Here is a 22,986-nt window from a genome sequence, read left to right on the forward strand (position 1 = left end):
TTTTCTTGAAACTCTAAGCGAAGGGTCGGGTTGGACAGACATAGCAAATGCAACTGCAACCAAAGGAAAATACGATGAACAAGTTTATCCTCGCCGCCGCTGTTTCTGGTCTTGCTCTGCCGGCGTTTGCCGACGCCCATTCCATGGATCCGATGGATGCCGACAAGGATGGCTATGTGACCTATGAAGAGGTCATCGTGACCGATCCCGCCTTTGTCCGCAGCGATTTTGACGCGCTGGACGTGGACAACAGCGGCCACTTGGACTCGGCCGAGATGATCCAAGCCCGCGAGAACGCGCTGTTCCCGCTGTCCGAGAACGAAGGCATCTAATGTCCGTTCCACAAATTCGTGACTGTTAACCAGTGACATTAGGCCAAGGGGGAAACCTCTTGGCCTTTTTCTGTGGTCAGATGGTCAGGTTCCCGGCACCACCGTCAGGCCGAACAAGCGCCACATCTGCATCCCGCCGCGATAGTAATAGATGTTTTCCGCCGGAAAGCCCGCCTCTATCATGCGGCGTGCGGCGGTGGGCGACTGTCCGCACCACGGCCCGTTGCAGAACAGAGCGACCTTTTTCAGCCCCTCAACCGCGCAATCAAACCCGTCAAAATCCACCTCGCAGCCCAGCACATCCAGACGGTCGGCGGCTTCGAGATAAGGGATCGACACTGCGCCGGGGATGGTGCCTTCGGCGAATTGGCTACGGATGCGCCCGTCGGCAACCACGACCTGCGGGTCTTGGAGCAAGTCCAGCAATTCCAGTTCGCCAATCGGGGTCACGCCGGGGGCCGGGATCATCGGCTGGATGCAAAAGCTGGGGCAGGGGCGCGAGGTCAAGGCCCAGTCGCCTTCAAGCCTGTGGGTGGTATCTTGATTGCGCGACACCTCGGCGCTGCCACCGCCGGGCAGCGGAACGGTGACGGACGCAATATCGCGGGTGATATTGACCGCATCCTGCGCCAGCGCCGGGACGGCGGACAGCATCAGGGCGGTGAAAACGACTTTGAACATGAGACTCCTCCTCCGGCGCGTTCTGCGCCTTGGCCCCAGTATAGCGCCGCAAATCGGTTAAGGAATAACTCAACTGCGGGCGATATACCGGTCACGCCGGTGATTGACGGTGATCATCACGTTCACCAGCGCCGCGCCGATCAGCGAATACAGCACCGTCCGCCAGTCGAACAAGAACAGCGCCAGCGCAAAGACGCACAGATCAAAGCTCAGCTGCACATTGCCCGCCTTGATCCCGCGCGTGTCTTGCAGCCACAGCGCGACGATCCCGACGCCGCCCAGCGTTGCGCCGTGCCGAAACAGGATCAGCAAGCCAACCCCGGCGCAGACACCAAAGCCCGCGGCGCTGATCAGCGGATGCGCTGGCGCGATGATCAGAACGCGCGGCAGGATCTCGGTAAAGGCGGACATCAGCGCAACGGCGGCAAAGGTCTTGAGCGTGAAACGCCAACCCATCTGCCGCACCGCCAGCACGTAAAACGGCAGGTTCAGCGTGAAAAACACCGCGCCAAAGGCGAGCCCGGTCGGGTAGGACACCACCAGCGACAGGCCCGCGATCTGCCCGGTGATCAGGTCCGACGCGCGCAGGAACTGCACCGAAAGCGCCATCAACATGCAGCCAAGGACCAACCCAAAGGCATCTTCCCACAGGGTGTGGCGTTCGGCGGGGGGTTCTGACAGCATCAACATAAGGTAGATGTGTCCGGTTTTTGTGGCGCTCGCAAGGGGGCAGTTGGGGCTTGGCGCGGGGAGGGTGCGGGGCTAGTCTGCGGGCATGACGGCTAAGGTGAAAATCTGTGCGCTGACAATGGTCTATCGGGATTATTGGGCGCTGTCGCGGTGGTATGCGCACCATGCCCGGTTCTTGGGCGCCGAGAACCTGTACGTGGTGGCGCATGGGGCCGATCCCAAGATTGCCCAGATTTGTCCCGGCGCGTCGGTGATCACGGTGCCGCGCGAGACGCTCGAAGGGTTCGACCGCGTGCGCGCCGAGATGCTCGATGGGTTCGCGGCGGGGCTGCACAAGGTTTATGACTGGGTGATCCGGCTGGATGCCGATGAGTTGCTCTGCGTGGACCCACTTGTGTTCCCCGATTTGCACGCGGCCTTTGCCGCGCAGGATGTGCCGGTTGTGACCGCGCTTGGCTTTGACGTGGCCGAGATGGCCGGGGATGCGCCGATCAAGGACGGGCCGGTTCTGGCGCAGCGCCGGCAGATCGCCTTTTCCGGCCATTACTCCAAGGCCGTGGCGGCGCGCCGGCCCATTCCCTTTCAGTTGCACGGCGTCCGGGTCGCGCTCAAACGCTTGGAAAGCTTTCCTTTTCACATGCCACGTGGGCTGTTTCTTGCGCATTTGAAATACGCAAACTTGGCTGCGGTAGAAGAGGGCAACCGCGTCCGGATGGACATCGCCTCGGGCGAGGGGACGGGCCTGCCCGGGTTGGGGTGGAAGCATGCCGATGAGGACGCGCTGAAATTCTACGAGACCTTTGGCGGCAAGAAGGTCTTTGACTGGGAACGGTCCGAACAACACGCCTATGACACCCTGTCGGTCAAACCGTCCCGCGTGGAACGGTTCAACCTTGTCAAAGCGCGCGCGCTGAAGCTGGTTCACCGGACGGAATTGCCCGCCCGGTTCGGGGACCAAGGTTAACCGGCCAGCGCTTTGTTGAGGTTCTCGTCGATCTTTTCGAGGAACCCCATGGTGGTTAGCCACCCCTGATCCGGGCCGACCAACAGCGCCAAGTCCTTGGTCATATGGCCCGATTCCACGGTTTCCACGATCACCCGTTCGAGCGTCTCGGCAAAAGCGCGCAGCGCGATGTTGTCGTCCAGCTTGGCGCGGTGTTTCAGCCCGCCGGTCCAGGCGTAGATCGACGCAATCGAGTTGGTCGAGGTCGACTCCCCCGCTTGGTGTTGGCGATAGTGGCGGGTGACGGTGCCATGGGCCGCCTCTGCCTCGACGATCTTGCCATCGGGGGTCATGAGCTGCGAGGCCATCATCCCAAGCGAGCCAAAGCCCTGCGCCACCGTGTCCGACTGCACATCGCCATCGTAGTTCTTGCAGGCCCAGACGAATTTCCCGTTCCATTTCAGGGCACAAGCAACCATGTCGTCGATCAGGCGGTGTTCATACCAGATTCCCGCCGCTTTGAATTTCTCTTCGAATTCCTGCTCGTAGACTTGCTGGAAGAGATCCTTGAAACGCCCATCATAGGCTTTGAGAATGGTGTTCTTGGTGGACAGATAGACCGGCCAGCCGATGTTCAGACCATAGTTAAAGGACGCGCGGGCAAAGTCGATGATCGACTCGTTCAGGTTGTACATGCCCATGAACACCCCGGCAGAAGGCGCGTCATAAACGATTTTCTCAATCTCAGTGCCGTCCTCGCCGACGAATTTCATCGTCAACTGGCCCTTGCCGGGAAAGGTGAAATCGGTGGCTTTGTATTGATCGCCAAAGGCATGGCGGCCAACGACAATCGGATTGGTCCAACCGGGCACAAGGCGCGGCACGTTCTTGCAGATGATGGGCTGGCGGAACACAACGCCGCCCAGAATGTTGCGAATTGTTCCGTTCGGGCTGCGCCACATCTTTTTCAGGCCAAACTCTTCGACGCGCGCCTCGTCGGGCGTAATTGTCGCGCATTTGACGGCCACGCCGACCTCTTTGGTCTTTTCGGCGGCGTCGATGGTGATCTGATCGTCGGTGCGGTCGCGTTCCTGAATGCTGAGATCATAGTACAGCAGGTCGATGTCCAAATAGGGTAAGATCAGCTTTTGCTTGATAAAATCCCACATGATGCGGGTCATTTCATCCCCGTCCATCTCCACCATGGGATTGTCGACTTTGATCTTGGTCATCGGCGCGGCCTCGTTACGTTTGCGGGTACTCTTGGGACTATCTAGCTAAAAAATCGTAAAATAAATAAGATGTATGCAATAGCATACCGAATATCTTCCTAAGATTTGTGACAGTGCCCAAATTTCGGTCGCCGCAAATTAGGGAACGATTAGGGAACGCCTGATATGCCAAGGATATGGAAAAGACTGCCCATCACATCGGCGCTGGGGTGTTGCTGGCCTTGACCCTGGGCCTTGCGATCACCATGAGCGTGATCATCCCGTTCGCCTCCGCTGCCCCGGCGCGGGCGGATGCGTTGGTTTTGGTGGTGGGGCCCCCTTGGAGCGGGGGTGCCGCGGCCTTGGTCGAGCGGACCGGGGGGCGGTTGGTTGGCCCTGTGCAAGCGCCATTTGCAGCGCTTGCACAGTTCGACGGAGTCTTGCCCGACGCGCAATTGCGCGCAATGGGCGCGTGGGCTGTAACCGACGGTCAGCGCATCGCGTTGATTTGCGGGATCGAAGGCATCCCTTAAGCGGGCAGGCGATCTTCGATCCGGTTCATCAGGCGCATCAGGGCCAGAGCGCCAAAGGTCAGCACCAAAACGCTGAGGGCGAGCGGCATGGGCGTGCCATCGAACATCAGCCCAATGGGCGCGGCCAGAACCACTGCCAGCACGGTCGAAATAGCCCCGGTGATCGACGCGGCCATGCCCGCGATATGACCCATGGGCTCCATCGCGATGGCGTTGAGATTGCCCAAGGTCAAACCGGCCTGAAAGAACAAGGACAGCTGCCAGAAAAGGAAAGCGACAAACAAGACGTTCAAAGGCAGGCCAATCGCCAGCAGGCTGACCATCACGGCGCTGATCGCCAATTGCGCGGTCAACATGACAGTGACCAGTTTGCGCATCCCAATCCGCACCACCAGGACAGAGTTGAGGTAGCTCGCCGACATGGCCAGCAAGGCAATCACCGCGAAATAGGTGGGAAAGCTATCCGCCTTGTCAAAGGTGACCTCGTAAATCGGCTGGATGCTGGAGATCGTGGCGAACAACGTGCCGAAGGCAAGGCCTTGGACAAAGATGCACAGGCGCACAACCGGGTGAAGGACAACTTCTTTCATCGCGGCCGTCATTGTGGCGACCCGAAACGGGCGACGGTTGTCGGCGGGCAGGGTCTCTGGCAGGCGCACCCAAAGCCACAGGGCAGACACCGCCGAAAAGAACATAAACGCGTAAAAGATCGTCTCCCAACCGGACAGGTTGATCAACAGCGCTCCGAGCGACGGCGCAATCGCCGGAACCAAGGTGAAGATCATCATCACAAAGGACATGATCCGCGCCATACCGCGTCCCGCATAAAGATCGCGCACGATGGCCAGCGCCACCACACGCGGGGCCGCCGCGCCCACGCCCTGGACAAACCGCGCGCCAAGCAGGGTTTCCAGATCGGGCGCCAGGGTCGCAAGATAGGCCGTGACGATATAGAGCGAGGCTCCGAACAAGACGATCGGCTTGCGCCCGACGGCATCGGACAGCGGCCCGGTAAACAACGTCCCAAGGCCCATCCCCAGCACAAAACTGGTCACCACCAGCTGCGCCTTGTTCGGATCATCCGGCGTGAACTGACCCGCCAACTCGGGCAAAGCGGGCAACATGGCGTCGATGGAAAAGGCGATAGAGGCAAAGAGCATCGCGATCATTGCGATGAATTCGCCCCGGGACGGTTGACTTGTCATAAGGATATCCTGAATTCGTTACGCCAAGGCGTAGCACCGCCCTGCCACAGGCGGAACCCCGCGCGCCTTGCGATTTGCGCTCAGCCGCTGTGCGTTTTTTGCGGAGGGTCGTCCTGGTTCGCGGGCTCTTCTTCCTCGGTGCCGAGGCGCGCGATCAGCCATTCCGTGTGCTCTTCGCGTTTGCGCATGGCAAAGACGCCGAACTGTTGGATGGCCACCGCAAAGACCCCAAGGCCAGCCAGGATGAACACCGTGGTGCCAATTTTGCCCAGCGCGGTCACGGGCACAAGGTTGCCATAGCCCACGGTGGACAGGGTCACGACGGTGAAAAAGTAGGAATCCAGCAGGCTCCAGCCTTCGACGAGGTGAAAGAACACCGTCCCGCTGGCAATGATCAGCACCAGCGTCACGAGCAAGGTGATGATCCGCAGCTTGTTCATCCCAGCGCGCCGCTGCGCAGCTCTTCGATGACCTTGCCCCACAGCTCGGGCGGCTGCGCCCCCGGCACCGCGTGTTGGCCCGCGACGATAAAGGTCGGGACCGAATTAACGCCCATCCCGCGCGCGGCGGCGTCACGCTCGACGATCTCGCGGCGATCTTCCTCGGTGGACAGCAGGCGCAGCACCATGCTGGCGTCCATGCCGTGACTGTCGGCCAAATCGGCGAGCACCTCGGCATCGCCAATATCGCGCCCTTCGACGAAATAGGCCCGGAACAGCGCGCTGACCACAGGGGTTTGCACGCCCTCAATGCCCGCCCAATGGATCAGGCGATGCGCATCGACCGTGTTCGGTGTCTTTGCGATCTTATCCAAGTGCAGCGTCAGCCCCGCTTTTTCCGCGTGCTCGACCACCGGCGCGTAGGCGTCCAGCGCGCCTTTTTGCCCGCCGAACTTATCCTCGAGGTAGGTGCGCCGATCCATCCCGCCTGCGGGCATCGCCGGGTTCAGCATGAACGGCAGCCAACGAATGGTAAACGGGTGGTCCGGGTTCGCCTCGAGCGCGCGGTCAAGGTAGCTCTTGCCGATATAGCACCACGGGCAAATCGGGTCGGAAAAGATATCGAGCTGGATCATCTGGGGCTCCTTTGAGCGTGGTCTAGCAAGGCGGCGCGGAAAAGGCGACCGGCTTTACAGCGGGTCTTGATCCTTGAGCCGCGCGCGCACGATCTTGTTGTTGGCATTGCGCGGCAGGGCGTCGATGCGCACAAACACACGCGGGGTCTTGTAGCGGGCAAGGCGGGTTTCGGCCTCGGCGCGCAGGGCGTCCTCGTCCAGAGGCGTGTCCGAGACATAGAAAGCCGCGATCAGCCGCACGTCCTGTTTGACCTCGATGTCTGTCACGGCCAGCTCGGTGACGCCGGGCAGACCGGCGAGGGCCGCTTCGACCTCCATCGGGGAAACGCGGTAGCCGCCCGCGTTCATCATATCGTCCGAGCGCCCCAGATAGCGGATTTGGTCGTCGTCATCCATGCTGCCTTGGTCGCCGGTCAGGAACCAGTCGCCGAGGAATTTCTCGGCGGTGGCCTCGGGCGCGCCGATATAGCCCAGCATCAGGCCGGGGTCTTGGCGGTGGATGGCGATGGTGCCTTCGGCCCCGCGCGGCACCGGCTGGCCGTCCGCATCGACAATCGCCAAGTGGCGACCGACCTGGGGCCGTCCCAAGGTGCCGGGGCTGGAGGGGCGCGCAGGCGCGTTCGAAATAAAGGTCGAGCATTCCGACATGCCATAGGCCTCGAAGATCTCGGTGCCGGTGGCGGTGCGCCACGCATCGCGAATGCCTTCGGACAGCTTTTCGCCGGCGGCCAAGCCATGGCGCAGGGCGGGCATCGGCAGGATCGGGGATTTCAGCACTTGGCGGTACACCCCCGGCGCGGCGGCAAACAGCGTCACGTCGTTTTGCTTCATCAGCAGGGGCAGTTGCGCGGCGTCGGTGCCATCGGCGGGGATCAGCGCGCTGGCCCCACGGGTCCAAGGGTCCATCAGCCCGGTCCCAAGGGTAAAGGTCCAGTTAAACGCGCCTGCGTGCAGCAAGCGGTCATCCGGCGTCATGGCGTACCAGCCGTCCATCATCATCTGCCGCGCCCAGATCGCGCGATGGGCGTGCCCCACGGCGCGCGGCGTGCCAGAGGTGCCAGAGGTGTAGATGATATAGGCCAGCCGGTCCGGATCGCCCATGGCAAAGTCGGCGGGCGGCAGGGCGTGCCACGCCTCATACGCGCTGGGGCCAAAGACGGGGATGTCCACTTCGGGGCAGGGCACATCCGGCGCGCGCAGGATCGCCTTGGGGGCGAGATGCGCCACCATCTTGGCGACTTCGCCTGCGGTCAGCTGCGAAGAGGTCGGCACTGGCACGATCCCGGCGGCAATCGCGCCGAGGTAAGCAATGGGGAAGTCCACCGTATTGCCCAGCCGCATCAGCACGATGTCCCCCGGCACCAGCCCCGCCTGCAACAGCCCCGTCGCCGTGCCGCGCACCGCCGCGATCAGGCGCGCATAGCTCCAGTCGTCAGAGGTGGTCGGCGTGATCACCGACAGGGCGATTTTCTCAGGGGTTGCAGCGCCTGCCGCCAACACATGAGCGGCCAGATTGAACGGAGCGGGGCAGGGCGCAAAGGCGCCTTTGTCGAATTCAGAAAGCATGACGCAGGGATTAGGCCCACCGCGTGACGCTTGCAAGGCATTCAGCCGCCGCTTATAGCGGTGGTCCATGAGCAAAGACCCCAAATCCCTGATCACCATCGCCCGCGAAAGCGGCGAGAACCACGTGGCCGAACCGCTGGACTTGGGTCAGCGGGTCAGAGACCTGCGCAAGGAACGCAACTGGACGCTGGAACAGGCCGCCAAACAGGCGGGGCTTGCGCGCTCGACGCTCTCGAAAATCGAGAACGGCCAGATGTCGCCCACCTATGACGCGCTCAAAAAGCTCGCCGTGGGGCTGGAGATTTCGGTGCCGCAGCTGTTCACCCAGCCGCAGCAGGAAAAGGTCAACGGGCGCATGGCCGTCACGCGTGTGGACGAGGGGCAAAGCCACGCCACCGCCACCTACGAACACGAGCTGCTCGCCGAGAGCCTTGTGCGCAAGAAGATGCTGCCGTATCGCGCCCGCGTGCGCGCCCGGTCCATGGATGAGTTCGACGGCTGGGTCCGTCACGATGGCGAAGAGTTCCTGTACGTGCTCACCGGTGTCGTGCGGCTTTATACCGAGTTCTACGAGCCCATCGAGATGAAGCGCGGCGACAGCGCCTATTACGACAGCACCATGGGGCACAACGTGGTGTCGGTCTCGCCCGAGGATGCGACGATCCTGTGGGTCACCTCTTTGGCCTGAGTGAGGGGCGCTTGACCTTTCATAGTTAACGGTTTCTTGTCGGCTGGACCGAAACAGGAGCCGACATGCCCGTAGTCTCTGCCGCGCTGGGCGGCACCGTTGCCGCACTGGCCACCACCGCCGGGGCGATCCCGACCCTTGGCGGCAAGAAAATGAGCCGCGCCACCTCTGACCTGATGCTGGGCTTTGCGGCGGGGGTGATGCTGTCGGCGGCCTATTTCTCATTGATCCTGCCGGGGATCGATCTGGCGCAGGAACAATACGGCTCTGTCTGGATCGCGGCGGCCATGGCGGCGGTTGGGGTCGCGCTGGGCGCGGGCTTTGTCGCATTTCTCAACGCGCGCATCCCGCATGAGCATTTCAGCAGCGGGCCCGAGGGCGGCGGCGATCAGGCCAGCCTCGCGCGCATCTGGCTGTTCGTCTTTGCCATCACCATCCACAACCTGCCCGAAGGCCTGTCGATCGGCGTCGCTTTCGGCGTTGACCAGTCCAAGGGTCTGTCGGTCATGACCGGCATTTCGCTGCAAGACATCCCCGAAGGCCTCGCCGTCGCCGTGGCGCTGACCGGCCTTGGCTATTCGCGGTGGAAGGCGCTGCTGGTCACAGGTCTGACTGGCGCGGTAGAGATCGTCGGCGCGGTCATCGGCGCCTTTGCGGTGACGATCAGCGCGGCTTTGCTGCCCTTGGGCCTGACCTTTGCCGCCGGGGCGATGCTGTTCATCATCAGCCACGAAATCGTGCCGGAAACGCACCGCAACGGCCACCAGAACCGCGCGACCTTGGGCTTTATGATCGGCTTGATCCTGATGATGTTCTTGGATGTGACGCTGGGCTAAGCCAAAAACGAAAAAGGCCCCATCCGCGCGGGAAGGGGCCTTTCGTTGTGTCTTTCGCGCGACTTACCGCTCGGGCAGCAGCCCCCGAGGGCTGAACCGCAGCACCAGCAGCAGCACGATCCCCATGGTCAGCAGGCGCATGTGCTGCACCGAGCCTTGGAGGTGATCCTTCAGCGCAGAGCCGTCCGCCATGCCCATGGTAATCACGTTCATCAGGGCTTGGCCCATCGGTTCCACCTGCACCCAGAGGAACCAGATCAGGAACCCGCCCAGCACCGCGCCAAGGTTGTTGCCCGACCCGCCGACGATCACCATCACCCAGATCAGGAACGTATAGCGTAGCGGCTGGTAGCTCGATGGAGTCAGCTGCCCGTCCAGCGTGGTCATCATCGCGCCCGCAATCCCGCAGATCGCAGAGCCAAGGATAAACACTTGGAGATGGCGGAAGGTCACGTCCTTGCCCATGGCGCGCGACGAGACCTCGTTGTCGCGGATCGCGCGCATCATCCGGCCCCAAGGCGAGTTCAGCGCCATCTGCGACAGCACCAAGAGCACGATCAGGACCGCGGTGAACAGCACCGAGTAGCCCAGCTTGACGTACAGGGTCGAGGCCGTCGTCGGGTCGAGGCCAAAGCCAGCCGCGCTTTCGACAAAGCCCGGATCGTTTTGCAGGTCGATCTCGTTCGGAACGGGACGGGGTAGGCCGATGACGTTCTTGACGCCGCGGGTCAGCCAGTCTTCGTTCTTGAGGATCGCGATAATGATCTCGGAAATGCCCAAGGTCGCAATCGCCAGATAGTCGGACCGCAGCCCCAAGGCCGTCTTGCCGATGATCCAGGCCGCGCCCGCCGCCAGCAAGCCGCCCACGGGCCAGGCCAGCAGCACCGGCAAGCCAAGACCGCCGAGATAGCCGCTGACCGCCGGGTTCACCGCCTCGATGGCATCGACGGCGGGGTCACGCACGCCGCGATAGATCACAAAGCCGACGATCAGGATTGCGATCATCAGCCAAGCATTGCGCGCACGCTTGTAGGCCATGACCGAGGCGACAACCGTCGCCGCGCCAATCACCAGCGCCGCATAGGCCCGCAGGCCGCCCGCCGCCCAAGCCTCGGGGACCGGGGCCACAGAGGTCAGCACCACCGCCAGACCGCCAAGCGCCACAAAGCCCATGACGCCCACGTTGAACAGCCCGGCGATGCCCCATTGCAGGTTCACCCCCAGCGCCATGACCGCGCTGACCAGACCCATATTCAGGATCAACAGCGCCGAGTTCCAGCTTTGCACAAGGCCGGTGCCGATGATCAGCACCGCAACCCCGGCAAACATCAAATAGGTTCGCATCGTCTGGCTCATACCGATTTCCCCTTGAACAGGCCGGTGGGTTTGAACAGCAGCACGATCACAAGGATCATAAAGCTGACGGCGAATTTGTAGTCAGTGGCCAGCAGCTGCACGAGACCGCCCGGTTCAAGCGATTCCGGCATCACGTAGCCCAGCACCTTTTTCCACGCGTAGGTGATGCCCACTTCGGAAAAGGCCACGACGAACCCGCCCGCGATGGCCCCCAGCGGCGAGCCAAGCCCGCCCACAATTGCGGCGGCAAAGATCGGCAGCAGCAGCTGGAAATAGGTGAAAGGTTTGTATGTCTTATCCAAACCGTACAGCGTCCCCGCCACCACGATCAGCGCCGAGACGATCAGCCACGTGACCCGCACCACATGTTCGGGGTTGATGCCCGACAGCAGCGCGAGGTCTTCGTTGTCGGAATAGGCGCGCATGGACTTGCCGGTTCGGGTGTTGTTCAGGAACCAGAACAGCAAAGCCACCACGATCACGGCGGTGATGACCGTCAGACCTTGGGTGGTTTTCAGCGTCAAACCTTCGTCGAGGCCGGTCATTTCCTTGAATTCCCGCGCGCGAATAATAAAGCGTTCACCATCGGCAAAGCGCTGTTCGTCCGCGCCAAGGATAAAACGCGTCACGCCGTTATAGATGAACATCACGCCAATCGAGACCATCACAAAGATGATCGGCTTGGCCTTTTGCGCGCGGTAAAAGCGGTAGACCACGCGGTCGGTGCCCAGCACCAGCAGCGCCGTCACCGCGATGCCAAAGGGGATCGCCAGCAGCGCCGTGGGCAGCGGCCCCAGCGAGATGCCCCAGCTTTGGAACAGCCACGTGAACAGGATCACCGACATCGTGCCAAAGGCCATGGTGTCGCCGTGGGCAAAGTTCGAGAACCGCAGGATCCCGTAGATCAGCGTCACACCCAAAGCCCCCAGCGCCAGCTGGCTGCCGTAGGTGATGCCGGGGATCAGCACGAAATTGGCGAGTGTCACCAATGCGTTGAGGAATTCCATCAGAATGCCCCCCATGTTGCCGCTTGTGCGGTCTTGTTGCGTTTCATGTCAGCCCACATATCAGCCCCCAAGGAAAGATTTGCGGACTTCTGGGTCAGCCAGCAGGTCTTTGCCCGTGCCGGAATAGGCGTTGGCGCCTTGGACCAGAACATAGCCTTTGTCGGCGATCTCCAGCGCTTGGCGGGCGTTCTGTTCGACCATCAGGATGGAAATCCCGGTGCGGGCGACCTCGATGATGCGGTCGAACAGTTCGTCCATGACGATGGGGCTGACGCCGGCGGTCGGCTCGTCGAGCATCAGAACCTTGGGCTGGGTCATCAGCGCGCGGCCCACGGCGACTTGCTGACGCTGACCGCCCGAAAGCTCGCCTGCGGGCTGGCGACGTTTGTCGCGCAGGATCGGGAAGAGGTCATAGACCTGCTCCATCGTCGGGCGGTAATCGTCGGTGCGGATAAACGCGCCCATCTCAAGGTTTTCCTCGACCGTCATCGAGGTAAAGATGTTGGACGTCTGCGGGACAAAGCCCATGCCCGCCACAACGCGATCTTGCGGGGTCAGGGCGGTGATGTCCTTGCCATCCAAGCGCACCGCGCCTTGGCGCACATCCAACATCCCAAAGACAGCCTTCATCGCGGTGGATTTGCCCGCGCCGTTGGGGCCGACGATCACGGCGATCTCGCCTTTGTCCACGGAAATGGTGCAGCCGTGCAGGATGTCTGGCCCTTTGCCGTAGCCGCCGGTCATATTGTCACCGATCAGGAACGGCCCGCCGCGGGCATCGGTCACCGGGCCGCTGGTGCGTGTGGTGTCCACGGTGCTTTCGCCGCCGCGCCGGGTGACAGAGGCGTCGTGGTTGCCGTGGTCGTCCTGATAGGGGTTGTCGCCGGTGCTCATCCCACCTGCTCCTTGTTCTTGAGGCCGGTGCCAAGGTACGCCTCGATCACCTGTTCGTTGGCCTTGATCTGGTCCAGCGTGCCTTCGGCAAGCTTTTTGCCCTCGGCCATGACGATCACCGGATCACAGATTTTCCCAATGAAATCCATGTCATGCTCGATCACGCAAAAGGTGTAGCCGCGTTCCTTGTTCAGCCGCACAATGGTGTCGGCGATGGTCATCAAAAGCGTGCGGTTCACGCCCGCGCCGACCTCATCCAGAAAGACGATCTTGGCGTCGACCATCATGGTGCGGCCCAGCTCCAGCAGCTTTTTCTGACCGCCGGAAATGGCGCCCGCCGGGTGGTCGGCCAGATGCGAAATGGTCAGGAAGTCCAGCACTTCGTCGGCTTTGGCGCGCAGGGCGCGTTCCTCTTCGGCGATGCGCTTGCGGCCAAACCACGTGTTCCACAGCTTTTCGCCCGACTGCCCGCCCGGAACCATCATCAGGTTCTCGCGGCAGGTCATGGAACTGAACTCATGCGCGATCTGAAACGTCCGCAACAGGCCCTTGTGGAACAGCTCGTGTGGCGGCAGTCCAGTGATGTCCTCGCCGTCCATATAGACCTTGCCCGAGGTGGGCGGCAGCGCGCCCGCGATCACGTTGAACAGCGTGGTCTTGCCCGCGCCGTTGGGGCCGACAAGCCCCGTGATCGAGCCTTTTGCGATTTCCAAAGAAGCGCCATCGACGGCGCGAAATCCGCCGAAATGGCGGTGTAGGTTGTCCACCCGGATCATGGGCATCATCCCCGCTGAGGCGCTTGAACTGCGCCCTCTAAGATATTGGAACAGCCCGAGGATTTCGCCTCGGGCTGCCATTACGCCTATACCTGCCGAATTACTTGAATTCGACGGTTTCGTACTTGGACCCTTCGACCGTGAAGTGACGGTAGGAGCCAGCCGCCTCGCCGGGGCCGATCAGTTCCACGCCGGTTGCGCCGACGTAGTCGATCTCGCCGCCGTTTGCGATGATTTCAAAGGCTTTGCCCAGCTCGCCCGGCAGGATCGGCTCGCCCGGGGCGTTGGCCACGTTCAGCACGTTGTCGGCCACAGCCTTGGAGGAGGCCTCGCCGCCCGCCATCATAGCCAGCGCGATCAGCGCCGCCGCGTCATAGGATTCGCGGGTGTACGAGCTGTCGGGGTTGATGCCCGCATCGGTGGCCAGCTTGTTGAAGATGTCGGTGCCTTCGCCTTCGGACCACGGAACGGTGCCAAAGGAGCCTTCCATGTCGGCGCCAAGGTCCGCCAGCAGCTGGTCGCCATACATGCCGTCGCCCATGACGTAGGTGTCAAACGCGCCGGTGTCGATGGACGCCTGGATGATGCCCTTGCCGCCCTGGTCGGTGTAGCCGAACACGGCCAGCACGTCGCCGCCCGCCGAAGCCAGCGCGCCGATTTCAGCCGAGTAGTCCGCCTTGCCGTCTTCGTGCGGCGCGGACAGGGTCACGGTGCCGCCGTTCGCGGTGAACGCCGCCTCAAAGCTGTCGGCCAGACCCTTGCCGTAGTCGTTGTTGGTGTAGGTCACGGCGACGTCGGTGATGCCTTTTTCGTTCAGGATTTCCGCCAGAACTTCGCCCTGACGCGCGTCAGAGGGCGCGGTGCGGAAGAACAGGCCGTTGTCTTCGGCTGCGGACAGCGCCGGCGAGGTCGCGGACGGCGAGATCATCGGAATACCGTTCGGCACAGCCACGTTGGACAGCACCGCGCCGGTCACGCCAGAGCAGTCCGCGCCCATGATCGCCACGACGCCATCGGTGGTGACCAGACGTTCGGCCGCTGCGGTCGCTGCGGCGGCGTCGATGCAGGTCGAGTCGCCGCGCACCGGGGTCAGAGTCACGCCGTCAAGGAAGGTGCCAGAGGCGTTTGCTTCGCTCAGGGCCAGCTCTGCGCCGTCGGCCATGATCGGGGTGATCGATTCCAGCGGGCCGGTAAAGCCGAGGATCACGCCAACCTTGGCTTCTTCGGCCAGAGCGGCGGTCGCGGTCAGCAGCGTGGCCGTCGAGGCCAGAAGCAGCTTTTTCATATTGGTAAACTCCCTGTGATTGAACCTTGGTTCTGGGCGAAAGCGTAGCATTCTTGACCAGAAAGAAAAGGCCAATCGGCGGGCAAAAACGTATGGTAAACGTCTTGTAAAAGGGCGGGCCGATACCGATTTCCGACTAAAGAGGTGACACTTGCGACATTCCATTTTCACGATAATCGCTCCGGTTGTGCTGGCTTTTCCGGCGGTTGCAGAAACCATCGAATCGAGCATTGGCCCGCTCGAGATCTCCGCCCAGGTCGAAGGGCTGCAAACCCCTTGGGCCTTTGACTTTCTGCCCGGTGGCGCGATCCTGATTACCGAGCGTGAGGGGCGTTTGTGGATCGCCGAGAATGGCCAGAAAACAGAAGTGTCCGGTCTGCCCAAGATCAAGGTGGACGGGCAGGGTGGCCTGCTGGACGTTATGGTGCCGCGCGATTTTGCCGAGACGCGCGAGGTGTTCTTTACCTATGCAAAAAGCCAATGGATTCGCGGCTCTGGGACCGCCGTGTACCGCGCAACGCTGTCCGAGGACGGCACGCGGCTGACCAATGGCGAGACGATTTTCGAGATCAAGCGCGGCACCGGCGGGGGCTATCACTTTGGCTCGCGGCTGGTCGAGGCGCGCGACGGCACGCTGTTCGTAACCATTGGCGACCGGGGCAACGGCGATCTGGCGCAGGATTTGTCGATGCACAATGGCTCGGTGGTGCGGATCACCCGCGATGGCGAGGCGCCCGGTGACAACCCCTTTGTGGGCGGTGACGGCTTGGCAGAGATTTACTCCTATGGGCACCGCAACCCGCAGGGCGCGGCGCTGGACCCAAGCGGGCAGCTGTGGGTGGCCGAACATGGCGCGCAGGGCGGCGATGAGGTCAACCGGATCGAAGCAGGCGTCAATTACGGCTGGCCGGTGATCTCTTACGGCGTGAATTACAACGGCACCAAGATCGGCGAAGGCACCGCCAAGGACGGCATGGCGCAGCCCGTGCACTATTGGGATCCGTCCATCGCGCCCTCTGGGATGGCGTTTTATGACGGCGACCTGCTGGGCGACTGGCGGGGGGATGCCTTTGTCGGGTCGCTGAAATTCGATTATATCTCAAGGCTTTCCGGCGATCCTTTGACTGAGGTCGAACAGATCAAGGGCGAGGCGACCGCCCGCGTGCGCGACGTGGCCCAAGGGCCGGACGGCGCGCTGTGGTTCCTGAGCGTGCTCAACGATGCGCTCTACCGGATCGCGCCGCAATAGACCTAGATCATGCCCGGCGTGATGCGATCCAGATCGGCCTGCCACTTGGGTGGCAAGTAGCCGGTCAGCGATTGCGCCAAGGCATAGCTGCTGACGCAACGGGCCACGGCGCGGGCGCGGGCCTCGGACGGCATGGGGCCATATTCCCCTTTGTTATCAACGTACTCAAAGGCGTTGTTCGCGCGATGCTCTAGCCGCATAAAATCGCAGATCTGCGCCACGCGCTCGGCGCGCTGGGGGCTGAACAGCTCTTCGGTATAGATCGTCAAAATCTCGGACGCATCAAAGACGCTGCGGGCATTGGCATAGGCAAAGGGCAGCGGATTGACGCCCTCGGCGCCGGGCCCGTCGGGGGGCGTTTCGTCCAGCAACTCATTGAAAAGCTGCAACTCTGTGGCCTCGGGGCGGTGCAGTTTCTTGCGGTGCGCCGCGCCCGACCACAGCCGGTCCGGCGGGTTGCGCATCAAAAGGATGATCCGCGCGTCGGGAAAGGTCTCTTTCATATCGGCAAAGGCGGCGGGCGGCATCGACGAATACCCCGGCGAGATGTCCATCACCGGCTGGCCGGGCTGGGACCAACGTTCCAGAAAGGCGCGAAACTCGGCCGAGCTGCGCAGGTGCGCGCGGTCCTGGCGGATCAGCTCCCACGGGCGCAGCGGTCCACCGCGCGCCTCGGCCTTGGCGCGCATCCGGTCCCAGATTTCCTGCGCTTTGTTCTGCAACTCAGGCTTGCACCCGGGGAAGTGCGTGTTGAACCAGTTTATCTCTTTGATCCAACCGTGGTGGGCGTTGGTGTTTTGTTTGAGGTATTGGTACAGCCACGTGGTGCCACTGCGCGGCAGGCCGATGCAGGCTGTGTAAGGTCCAATCGTCATGCTTTAAACGTAGCGCGCTGTCCGCTCGGGTCTTGTGATCTGCATCACCTAAATAGACAACTTAGAGGCGTACGTGCCGCGTTCGCGGTAGGGGGTCGTTTCATACTGCGCGCGATAGCATTTGGAAAAATGCGACGGCGAGGCAAATCCGCAGGCCAGCGCCACGTTGATCACGCTCATATCGGTCTGCATCAGCAGGTTGCGCGCCTTTTGCAGCCGCAACTCCATGTAATACCGCTTGGGCGAGCGTGACAGGTAGCGCCGGAACAGCCGCTCCAGCTGGCGGGTGGACATGCCCACCTCCTTGGCGAGGATCGCGGGCGAAATCGGCTCTTCGATGTTGGCTTCCATCATCTGGATGACCTGGCTCAGCTTGGGGTGACGCACGCCGATCCGGGTCGGCACGGACAGGCGCTGGGTGTCCTGATCGGTGCGGATCGAGCTGTAGATCTGCTGGTCGGCCACCGCGCTGGCCAGCTCTTCGCCGTGGTCATTGGCGATCACCTGCAAGAACAGGTCAATCGAAGAGGTGCCGCCCGCCGTCGTCATCCGGTTGCCGTCGATGGTGAACACCGATTTTGTCAGCAGAACATCCTCGAATTCCTCGGAAAAACTGTCCTGGTTTTCCCAGTGGATGGTGGCACGCTTTGCGTCGAGCAGACCGGCCTTGGCCATGGTATAGGCGGCGGTGCACAGCCCGCCCACCAACACGCCCTTGCGCGCCTCGCGGCGCAGCCACGAAATGATCCGCTTGGTCGAGGCGGCCTGCACGTCAGAGCCGCCACACAAAACGATCACGTCGTCACGGTGCAAATCGCCCAAGTCGCCGTCCAGCTGAAACACCGTTCCGGTCGAGCAACGCAGCGTCTCGCCGCCTTCGCCGATCACCATCCAATCGTACAGCTTTTTGTTCGACATCCGGTTCGCCAGACGCAGGCAATCAAGCGCCGCGGCAAAGGACAAAAGCGTAAAGTTTTCAAGCAATACAAAGACAAAGCGGCGCGGCTTGTTCGGCACGCTTTCAAGTTCGACAATCTGACGCTGTGACGGTGGTAGCATCGGGTGACACCTTTATTGGAATCTGCGCCCCCCTGACAGGGATTGAGTCACATGGTCAGAAGAGTCTGGCAGCGTCAAGGCATGTCGCAAAAAAGGTGTCTGGTAGCGCTGTCTTTGGTCGGTTATAGAGCAATCTGTTAAGCCTCGAACTCATGAGACAAACCGGAGAAGACAGATGACCGAGTGGCACAAATCGAACTGGCGCAACAAGCCGCGGGTTCAGATGCCCGATTATACGGATCAGGCAGCGCTGAACGCCGTCGAGGCCCAGCTGTCCAAGTATCCGCCGCTGGTCTTTGCCGGTGAAGCGCGCCGCCTCAAGGAGCAGCTGGCCGAAGCGGGCCGGGGCGAGGCGTTCATGCTTCAGGGCGGCGATTGCGCCGAGGCGTTCGACCAGTTCAGCGCCAATGCGATCCGCGACACCTTTAAGGTGATGTTGCAGATGGCGATGGTGCTGACCTTTGGCGCCAAGGTGCCGGTGGTCAAGGTGGGGCGCATGGCCGGCCAGTTCGCCAAGCCGCGCTCGGCCCCGACCGAGGTGATTGATGGTGTCGAGCTGCCCAGCTTCCGCGGTGACATCATCAACGATCTGGATTTCACGCCCGAAGCGCGCATTCCGAACCCGCAGAAGATGCTGCAAGCCTACACCCAGGCCGCCGCAACGCTGAACCTGCTGCGCGCGTTTTCCACCGGCGGGTACGCCGACGTGCACCAGGTGCACCAGTGGACGTTGGGCTTTACCGAGTCGGACAACGCCGCGAAGTACCGCGACATGGCGAACCGCATTCAGGATGCGCTGGACTTTATCAAGGCCGCAGGCGTGACCGGCGATCAGGCGCACACGCTGCAAACCGTTGAATTCTACACCAGCCATGAATCGCTGCTGCTGGAATACGAAGAGGCGCTGTGCCGTCAGGATTCGACCTCTGGCAAATGGCTGGCAGGCTCGGGTCACATGATCTGGATCGGCGACCGCACCCGTCAGCCCGACGGCGCGCATGTGGAATTTGCCCGCGGTGTGCTGAACCCGGTTGGCCTGAAATGTGGCCCGACCACCACCGCCGAAGACCTCAAGGTCTTGATGAACAAGCTGAACCCCGAAAACGAGGCGGGCAAGCTGACGCTGATCGCCCGTTTCGGCGCGGGCAAGGTTGGTGAAAACCTGCCGCGTTTGATCAAAGCCGTTCAGGAAGAGGGCGCCAACGTCACTTGGGTTTGCGATCCGATGCACGGCAATACGATCAAATCCGCGACCGGCTACAAGACGCGCCCCTTCGACAGCGTTCTGCGCGAAGTGCGCGAGTTCTTTGCGGTGCACGAAGCCGAAGGCACGATCCCCGGCGGTGTCCACTTTGAGATGACCGGCCTTGATGTGACCGAATGCACCGGCGGCGTGCGCGAAGTCACCGAAGAGGACCTGAGCGCCCGTTACCACACCGCCTGCGATCCGCGTCTGAACGCCTCGCAGTCTCTGGAGCTGGCCTTCCTCGTGGCCGAGGAGCTGACCGCGCGTCGCCAGAATGCGAGCCTTGCGGCCAACGGCTAAGCCCACCCCGAAACCCTAAAAAAGCGCCCCGTATCAATGCGATGCGGGGCGTTTTTCATGTGTTGGATAAGAAAAAGCCCGAGGGGGCAACTCCCTCGGGCGGTCCTCTGCCAGACTGGCGGATTGCGACCCTTTGGCGGGCCGTCTGTTTTGGTCGTCTTTAGTCGTTCGACACGACAAGGCGCAGGTGGCCCCGTTCCGGCGCGCTGGTCTTTTTCGGTTCGACCAGTTTGCCCAGCGTCTCGGATTCGAGTCGAATTTGAGAGATCGCCGACGGCTCATCCTCGATGATCTCGACCGGGCGACGGGAAATGATGCCCGAGGTCACGGCGGGCTGGATGTCCACCGTCTTGATCTTGAAGCGGCGCGGGGTGCGGCCAACGCGGCCATGGCTGACCAATGCGCCCAGCGCGCGGCTGACATCGCCGAAATCGGACCGCAGCGGCATGAGAATCATCGAGGCGCTCAGCTCGGGCTTGCCAAAACCGCCCTCGGCCTCGAGCTCGATCTTGATGATCGCGGGGTCGGCGAACAGGCGGGTGACGGCGGCGCCAAAGGCTTCGCGCTCATCGGGGGCGATCAGGCTCGACAGGGGCATCCCGGCGATCTGCATCCCCATCAGCTCGTTCAGATGGGTGCCGGCGACGCGCATCTTGGCCATGGACGGCGCGATGCGCTCCATCAAAAAGGCGTTTTCCAGCGCGCTTTCCATGCCGCGCGGGTCGATCTGGCTGCGCAGCGGCACTTCGGAACCGTCGCACAGGCCGTTCCAATAGGCCTCGACGATGCGCAGGGGTGCCATGCGCTTGGCCTTTTCACGTTCCGTCATCGAAACTACGTCCTGACCTTTTCCACCTTTGCCAAACATGGGTCCGCTCCTTTGTCTTGGCAGCGACTGGTATGGGCCCCCACGGCCACCCCGTCAGCTTAATCTTTGTTGCTGAGTTATTACTAGCAGACCTCTGTCCAGATTTCGCCCCAATTGTGACCCAAAGGTTAACGGATGCTTAGAAAACTTGCCTTATGCCGGTCATCCCGATACCCCGGAGCCCCAAGGGAGAGACAGCCATGCGCCAATCAATGACAGGGTTCGCCAGCCGACAAGGACAGGGCTTTGGCCTGCAATGGGTCTGGGAGCTGCGCGGGGTCAATGGCAAGGGGCTGGACCTGCGCCTGCGCCTGCCCGACTGGGTCGAAGGGCTAGAGGCGCAAGTGCGCGAAATCACGACGAAAAAGCTGGCTCGGGGGAATGTGCAAATCTCTCTCAAGCTGTCCTCTGCCGCCGCCGAAGGGGCGCTGCGGTTGGACGGTGCGCAGCTGTCATCGGTGCTGGACGCTATGGCCGAGATCGAAACCCAGGCGATGGATCGCGGGCTATCGCTTGCACCGTCCACCGCCGCCGATATCGTGGCCTTGCGCGGGGTGTTATCAAGTGACGCCCCAGAGGTCGATCAGGCCGCCCTAAAGAAGACACTTTTAGACGATTTTGGGGCAACCTTGAACGACTTCGCCGAAATGCGCGCCCGAGAGGGTGAGTCGTTAACCACGATCCTCAACCGGCAGCTGGCCGAGATCGCCGATCTGGTCGACCAGGCAGAAACCGCCGTGCGCGCACGCGAAGATCAGCAAGCCGAAAAGCTGAAAACCCAGCTGGGCCGGGTCATGGACAACACCGACGGCATGGACCCCGCGCGCATTGCGCAGGAGCTGGCCCTGATCGCGGTGAAATCCGACGTGACAGAGGAGCTCGACCGGCTGCGCGCCCATATGGATGCCGCACAAGAGCTGATGCAGGCCAAGGGCGCCGTGGGCCGCAAATTCGACTTTCTCATGCAGGAGTTTAACCGGGAGGCCAACACTTTGTGTTCCAAATCCGGCGATGCGCAGTTGACCCAAGTGGGCCTTGCGCTCAAGACCACCATCGACCAGATGCGTGAACAAGTTCAGAACGTGGAGTAAGACATGACCCGTCGCGGCCTTCTCATCATTCTTTCATCGCCCTCGGGGGCCGGGAAATCCACGCTGGCCAAGCGGTTGCGCAAGTGGGACCCGTCGATCAACTTTTCGGTCTCGGCGACCACCCGCGCGCCGCGCCCCGGCGAAGTGGACGGCGAGGATTACCACTTTATGGCTGAGGCCGATTTCAAAAAGGCGGTCAGCAACGGCGGGATGCTGGAACACGCCCATGTGTTCGGCAACTTTTACGGCTCGCCAAAGGGGCCGGTGCGCGATGCGATCATCGACGGCAAGGACGTGCTGTTCGACATCGACTGGCAGGGCGCGCAGCAGATGACCAACAGCGAACTGGCCTTGCACACGCTGTCGATTTTCCTGCTGCCGCCGTCGATTGCGGAACTCAAGCGCCGTCTCATCAGCCGCGGGCAGGATGGTGACGACGTGATCGACCGCCGGATGCAGAAAAGCTGGGACGAGATTTCGCACTGGGGGTCGTATGATTTTGTGCTGGTGAATGAGGATCTGGACAAGACCGAGGAACAGCTCAAATCCATCATCACCGCCGCGCGCCTGCGCCGGACGCAGCAGCCGACGCTGCTGGAACATGTGCGCGCGCTGCAATCTGAATTCGAGGAGACGGGACAATGACCATTTACGCTTTGGACGGCAAAGCCCCCACCGTGGCCGAGGACGCCTGGGTCGCGCCGGACGCCAATGTGATCGGCAACGTGGTGCTTGAAGGCAAATCCAGCGTCTGGTTCGGCAGCACCCTGCGCGGTGACAATGAGGAAATCCGTGTCGGCGCAGGGACCAACGTGCAGGAAAACACCGTTTGCCACACCGACCCCGGCTATCCGCTGACCATCGGCGCGGGCTGCACCATTGGTCATAAGGTCATGCTGCACGGCTGCACCATTGGCGAGAACACCTTGATCGGGATGGGCGCGACGATCCTTAATGGCGCCAAGATCGGCAAGAACTGCCTGATCGGCGCAGGGGCCTTGATCACCGAAGGCAAAGAGATCCCCGATGGTTCGCTGGTCATGGGCGCGCCGGGCAAGGTGGTACGCCAGCTGGATGAGGCGGCCATCGCCAAGCTGCAAAAATCCGCCACGCATTATCAGGACAACGCGGCGCGCTTTGCTGCGGGTCTGTCCGAAGTCTAATTTCTGACCTGATGGTCAAGAAAAAGCGGGGCGCGAGGGGCACACCTCTTGCGCCCC

Annotated in this window: 25 protein-coding genes; 10 read left to right on the plus strand and 15 right to left on the minus strand. The window is 62.0% G+C overall.

The window, feature by feature from the left end; all coding sequences use genetic code 11:
• Positions 1-74: 74 nt before the first annotated feature.
• Positions 75-332, plus strand: a complete 258-nt coding sequence (locus B9A11_RS04970) for a hypothetical protein (protein ID WP_058246987.1) — start codon at positions 75-77, stop codon at positions 330-332.
• A gap of 84 nt (positions 333-416) precedes the next feature.
• Here B9A11_RS04970 and B9A11_RS04975 read toward each other — a convergent pair whose 3' ends face one another.
• Complete coding sequence (locus B9A11_RS04975; protein ID WP_058246986.1) at positions 417-1,013, minus strand: rhodanese-like domain-containing protein; 597 nt, start codon at positions 1,011-1,013, stop codon at positions 417-419.
• A gap of 69 nt (positions 1,014-1,082) precedes the next feature.
• Positions 1,083-1,703, minus strand: a complete 621-nt coding sequence (locus B9A11_RS04980) for a YitT family protein (protein WP_058246985.1) — start codon at positions 1,701-1,703, stop codon at positions 1,083-1,085.
• 97 nt (positions 1,704-1,800) lie between these two features.
• Here B9A11_RS04980 and B9A11_RS04985 point away from each other — a divergent pair, with 97 nt between their 5' ends.
• A complete protein-coding gene (locus tag B9A11_RS04985) occupies positions 1,801-2,667 on the plus strand; it encodes a glycosyltransferase family 2 protein (protein ID WP_234988734.1) in 867 nt (288 codons plus the stop codon).
• On the opposite strand, the gene B9A11_RS04990 is transcribed toward B9A11_RS04985, so the two are convergent.
• The gene (locus B9A11_RS04990) at positions 2,664-3,878 is read right to left on the minus strand and encodes an NADP-dependent isocitrate dehydrogenase (protein WP_058246983.1); all 1,215 of its coding nucleotides are present in this window, start codon (positions 3,876-3,878) and stop codon (positions 2,664-2,666) included. The genes B9A11_RS04985 and B9A11_RS04990 overlap by 4 nt on opposite strands.
• Positions 3,879-4,054: 176 nt before the next feature.
• Here B9A11_RS04990 and B9A11_RS04995 point away from each other — a divergent pair, with 176 nt between their 5' ends.
• Positions 4,055-4,390 carry a hypothetical protein gene (locus B9A11_RS04995; protein WP_058246982.1) on the plus strand — a complete coding sequence of 112 codons (336 nt, stop codon included), beginning with the start codon at positions 4,055-4,057 and terminating at the stop codon, positions 4,388-4,390.
• Here the strand turns inward: B9A11_RS04995 and B9A11_RS05000 are convergent.
• The 4 genes from B9A11_RS05000 to B9A11_RS05015 all read right to left on the minus strand — a co-directional run bounded on the left by B9A11_RS05000 (position 4,387) and on the right by B9A11_RS05015 (position 8,236).
• Positions 4,387-5,595 (minus strand): multidrug effflux MFS transporter, encoded by a 1,209-nt coding sequence (locus B9A11_RS05000; RefSeq protein WP_083499799.1) that lies wholly within the window; start codon positions 5,593-5,595, stop codon positions 4,387-4,389. The genes B9A11_RS04995 and B9A11_RS05000 overlap by 4 nt on opposite strands.
• A gap of 80 nt (positions 5,596-5,675) precedes the next feature.
• Positions 5,676-6,035 carry a potassium channel family protein gene (locus B9A11_RS05005; protein WP_058246980.1) on the minus strand — a complete coding sequence of 120 codons (360 nt, stop codon included), beginning with the start codon at positions 6,033-6,035 and terminating at the stop codon, positions 5,676-5,678.
• Positions 6,032-6,670: a DsbA family oxidoreductase gene (locus B9A11_RS05010; protein WP_058246979.1), complete on the minus strand. Its 639-nt coding sequence runs from the start codon at positions 6,668-6,670 to the stop codon at positions 6,032-6,034. Before B9A11_RS05010 ends, B9A11_RS05005 begins: the two co-directional genes overlap by 4 nt.
• 54 nt (positions 6,671-6,724) lie before the next feature.
• The gene (locus B9A11_RS05015) at positions 6,725-8,236 is read right to left on the minus strand and encodes a class I adenylate-forming enzyme family protein (RefSeq protein WP_058246978.1); all 1,512 of its coding nucleotides are present in this window, start codon (positions 8,234-8,236) and stop codon (positions 6,725-6,727) included.
• A 67-nt stretch (positions 8,237-8,303) separates the two neighbouring features.
• Here B9A11_RS05015 and B9A11_RS05020 point away from each other — a divergent pair, with 67 nt between their 5' ends.
• Both B9A11_RS05020 and B9A11_RS05025 read left to right on the plus strand, forming a co-directional pair.
• Positions 8,304-8,924: a helix-turn-helix domain-containing protein gene (locus tag B9A11_RS05020; RefSeq protein WP_058246977.1), complete on the plus strand. Its 621-nt coding sequence runs from the start codon at positions 8,304-8,306 to the stop codon at positions 8,922-8,924.
• Positions 8,925-8,989: 65 nt separating this feature from the next.
• On the plus strand, positions 8,990-9,760 hold the full coding sequence (locus B9A11_RS05025; protein WP_058246976.1) for a ZIP family metal transporter: 771 nt from the start codon (positions 8,990-8,992) through the stop codon (positions 9,758-9,760).
• A gap of 63 nt (positions 9,761-9,823) precedes the next feature.
• Here the strand turns inward: B9A11_RS05025 and B9A11_RS05030 are convergent, their stop codons facing one another.
• From B9A11_RS05030 to B9A11_RS05050, 5 genes are all read right to left on the minus strand, one after another.
• The gene (locus B9A11_RS05030) at positions 9,824-11,116 is read right to left on the minus strand and encodes a branched-chain amino acid ABC transporter permease (RefSeq protein ID WP_058246975.1); all 1,293 of its coding nucleotides are present in this window, start codon (positions 11,114-11,116) and stop codon (positions 9,824-9,826) included.
• Positions 11,113-12,123, minus strand: a complete 1,011-nt coding sequence (locus B9A11_RS05035) for a branched-chain amino acid ABC transporter permease (protein WP_058247137.1) — start codon at positions 12,121-12,123, stop codon at positions 11,113-11,115. Before B9A11_RS05035 ends, B9A11_RS05030 begins: the two co-directional genes overlap by 4 nt.
• A 60-nt stretch (positions 12,124-12,183) precedes the next feature.
• Positions 12,184-13,017, minus strand: coding sequence for an ABC transporter ATP-binding protein (locus tag B9A11_RS05040; RefSeq protein ID WP_083499798.1), 834 nt, complete (start codon positions 13,015-13,017; stop codon positions 12,184-12,186).
• Entirely contained in the window at positions 13,014-13,793 is a 780-nt protein-coding gene (locus B9A11_RS05045; RefSeq protein WP_058247135.1) for an ABC transporter ATP-binding protein, read from the minus strand. Before B9A11_RS05045 ends, B9A11_RS05040 begins: the two co-directional genes overlap by 4 nt.
• Positions 13,794-13,893: 100 nt before the next feature.
• Positions 13,894-15,078, minus strand: a complete 1,185-nt coding sequence (locus B9A11_RS05050) for an ABC transporter substrate-binding protein (protein ID WP_058246974.1) — start codon at positions 15,076-15,078, stop codon at positions 13,894-13,896.
• Between the two features lie 151 nt (positions 15,079-15,229).
• On the opposite strand from B9A11_RS05050, the gene B9A11_RS05055 reads away from it, so the two are divergent.
• Positions 15,230-16,327, plus strand: coding sequence for a PQQ-dependent sugar dehydrogenase (locus B9A11_RS05055; RefSeq protein ID WP_058246973.1), 1,098 nt, complete (start codon positions 15,230-15,232; stop codon positions 16,325-16,327).
• 2 nt (positions 16,328-16,329) lie between these two features.
• Here B9A11_RS05055 and B9A11_RS05060 read toward each other — a convergent pair whose 3' ends face one another.
• Together B9A11_RS05060 and B9A11_RS05065 are read right to left on the minus strand one after the other, a co-directional pair.
• Positions 16,330-17,202: a sulfotransferase gene (locus B9A11_RS05060; protein WP_058246972.1), complete on the minus strand. Its 873-nt coding sequence runs from the start codon at positions 17,200-17,202 to the stop codon at positions 16,330-16,332.
• Between the two features lie 48 nt (positions 17,203-17,250).
• On the minus strand, positions 17,251-18,261 hold the full coding sequence (locus B9A11_RS05065) for a GlxA family transcriptional regulator (protein ID WP_058246971.1): 1,011 nt from the start codon (positions 18,259-18,261) through the stop codon (positions 17,251-17,253).
• A gap of 175 nt (positions 18,262-18,436) precedes the next feature.
• Between B9A11_RS05065 and B9A11_RS05070 the strand changes: the two genes are divergently transcribed.
• Positions 18,437-19,807 (plus strand): class II 3-deoxy-7-phosphoheptulonate synthase, encoded by a 1,371-nt coding sequence (locus B9A11_RS05070; protein ID WP_058246970.1) that lies wholly within the window; start codon positions 18,437-18,439, stop codon positions 19,805-19,807.
• A 160-nt stretch (positions 19,808-19,967) separates the two neighbouring features.
• Here the strand turns inward: B9A11_RS05070 and B9A11_RS05075 are convergent, their stop codons facing one another.
• Entirely contained in the window at positions 19,968-20,675 is a 708-nt protein-coding gene (locus tag B9A11_RS05075; protein WP_058246969.1) for a PAS domain-containing protein, read from the minus strand.
• Positions 20,676-20,875: 200 nt separating this feature from the next.
• Here B9A11_RS05075 and B9A11_RS05080 point away from each other — a divergent pair, with 200 nt between their 5' ends.
• The 3 genes from B9A11_RS05080 to B9A11_RS05090 are packed head-to-tail and all read left to right on the plus strand — an operon-like array spanning position 20,876 to position 22,929.
• The gene (locus B9A11_RS05080; protein WP_083499797.1) at positions 20,876-21,766 is read left to right on the plus strand and encodes a YicC/YloC family endoribonuclease; all 891 of its coding nucleotides are present in this window, start codon (positions 20,876-20,878) and stop codon (positions 21,764-21,766) included.
• A gap of 3 nt (positions 21,767-21,769) precedes the next feature.
• The gene (gmk, locus tag B9A11_RS05085) at positions 21,770-22,411 is read left to right on the plus strand and encodes a guanylate kinase (protein WP_058246967.1); all 642 of its coding nucleotides are present in this window, start codon (positions 21,770-21,772) and stop codon (positions 22,409-22,411) included.
• Positions 22,408-22,929 carry a gamma carbonic anhydrase family protein gene (locus B9A11_RS05090; protein ID WP_058246966.1) on the plus strand — a complete coding sequence of 174 codons (522 nt, stop codon included), beginning with the start codon at positions 22,408-22,410 and terminating at the stop codon, positions 22,927-22,929. Before gmk ends, B9A11_RS05090 begins: the two co-directional genes overlap by 4 nt.
• Positions 22,930-22,986 lie beyond the last annotated feature (57 nt).

Origin of the sequence: Tropicibacter naphthalenivorans (assembly GCF_900176475.1) — a bacterium.
GTDB classification, from domain to species: Bacteria; Pseudomonadota; Alphaproteobacteria; order Rhodobacterales; family Rhodobacteraceae; genus Tropicibacter; species Tropicibacter naphthalenivorans.

Bases quoted from the DNA above. Each gene is read 5' to 3' on its own strand.
- B9A11_RS04970 (WP_058246987.1), top strand. From the start codon at position 75: ATGAACAAGTTTATCCTCGCCGCCGCTGTTTCTGGTCTTGCTCTGCCG.
- B9A11_RS05075 (WP_058246969.1), bottom strand. From the start codon at position 20,675: ATGTTTGGCAAAGGTGGAAAAGGTCAGGACGTAGTTTCGATGACGGAA.
- B9A11_RS05030 (WP_058246975.1), bottom strand. From the start codon at position 11,116: ATGAGCCAGACGATGCGAACCTATTTGATGTTTGCCGGGGTTGCGGTG.
- B9A11_RS05010 (WP_058246979.1), bottom strand. From the start codon at position 6,670: ATGATCCAGCTCGATATCTTTTCCGACCCGATTTGCCCGTGGTGCTAT.
- B9A11_RS05005 (WP_058246980.1), bottom strand. From the start codon at position 6,035: ATGAACAAGCTGCGGATCATCACCTTGCTCGTGACGCTGGTGCTGATC.
- B9A11_RS05025 (WP_058246976.1), top strand. From the start codon at position 8,990: ATGCCCGTAGTCTCTGCCGCGCTGGGCGGCACCGTTGCCGCACTGGCC.
- B9A11_RS05020 (WP_058246977.1), top strand. From the start codon at position 8,304: ATGAGCAAAGACCCCAAATCCCTGATCACCATCGCCCGCGAAAGCGGC.
- B9A11_RS05090 (WP_058246966.1), top strand. From the start codon at position 22,408: ATGACCATTTACGCTTTGGACGGCAAAGCCCCCACCGTGGCCGAGGAC.
- B9A11_RS05065 (WP_058246971.1), bottom strand. From the start codon at position 18,261: ATGCTACCACCGTCACAGCGTCAGATTGTCGAACTTGAAAGCGTGCCG.
- B9A11_RS05040 (WP_083499798.1), bottom strand. From the start codon at position 13,017: ATGAGCACCGGCGACAACCCCTATCAGGACGACCACGGCAACCACGAC.
- B9A11_RS04975 (WP_058246986.1), bottom strand. From the start codon at position 1,013: ATGTTCAAAGTCGTTTTCACCGCCCTGATGCTGTCCGCCGTCCCGGCG.
- B9A11_RS05000 (WP_083499799.1), bottom strand. From the start codon at position 5,595: ATGACAAGTCAACCGTCCCGGGGCGAATTCATCGCAATGATCGCGATG.
- B9A11_RS05015 (WP_058246978.1), bottom strand. From the start codon at position 8,236: ATGCTTTCTGAATTCGACAAAGGCGCCTTTGCGCCCTGCCCCGCTCCG.
- B9A11_RS05045 (WP_058247135.1), bottom strand. From the start codon at position 13,793: ATGATCCGGGTGGACAACCTACACCGCCATTTCGGCGGATTTCGCGCC.
- B9A11_RS05080 (WP_083499797.1), top strand. From the start codon at position 20,876: ATGCGCCAATCAATGACAGGGTTCGCCAGCCGACAAGGACAGGGCTTT.
- B9A11_RS04980 (WP_058246985.1), bottom strand. From the start codon at position 1,703: ATGTTGATGCTGTCAGAACCCCCCGCCGAACGCCACACCCTGTGGGAA.
- gmk (WP_058246967.1), top strand. From the start codon at position 21,770: ATGACCCGTCGCGGCCTTCTCATCATTCTTTCATCGCCCTCGGGGGCC.
- B9A11_RS05060 (WP_058246972.1), bottom strand. From the start codon at position 17,202: ATGACGATTGGACCTTACACAGCCTGCATCGGCCTGCCGCGCAGTGGC.
- B9A11_RS04990 (WP_058246983.1), bottom strand. From the start codon at position 3,878: ATGACCAAGATCAAAGTCGACAATCCCATGGTGGAGATGGACGGGGAT.
- B9A11_RS04995 (WP_058246982.1), top strand. From the start codon at position 4,055: ATGGAAAAGACTGCCCATCACATCGGCGCTGGGGTGTTGCTGGCCTTG.
- B9A11_RS05035 (WP_058247137.1), bottom strand. From the start codon at position 12,123: ATGGAATTCCTCAACGCATTGGTGACACTCGCCAATTTCGTGCTGATC.
- B9A11_RS05070 (WP_058246970.1), top strand. From the start codon at position 18,437: ATGACCGAGTGGCACAAATCGAACTGGCGCAACAAGCCGCGGGTTCAG.
- B9A11_RS05050 (WP_058246974.1), bottom strand. From the start codon at position 15,078: ATGAAAAAGCTGCTTCTGGCCTCGACGGCCACGCTGCTGACCGCGACC.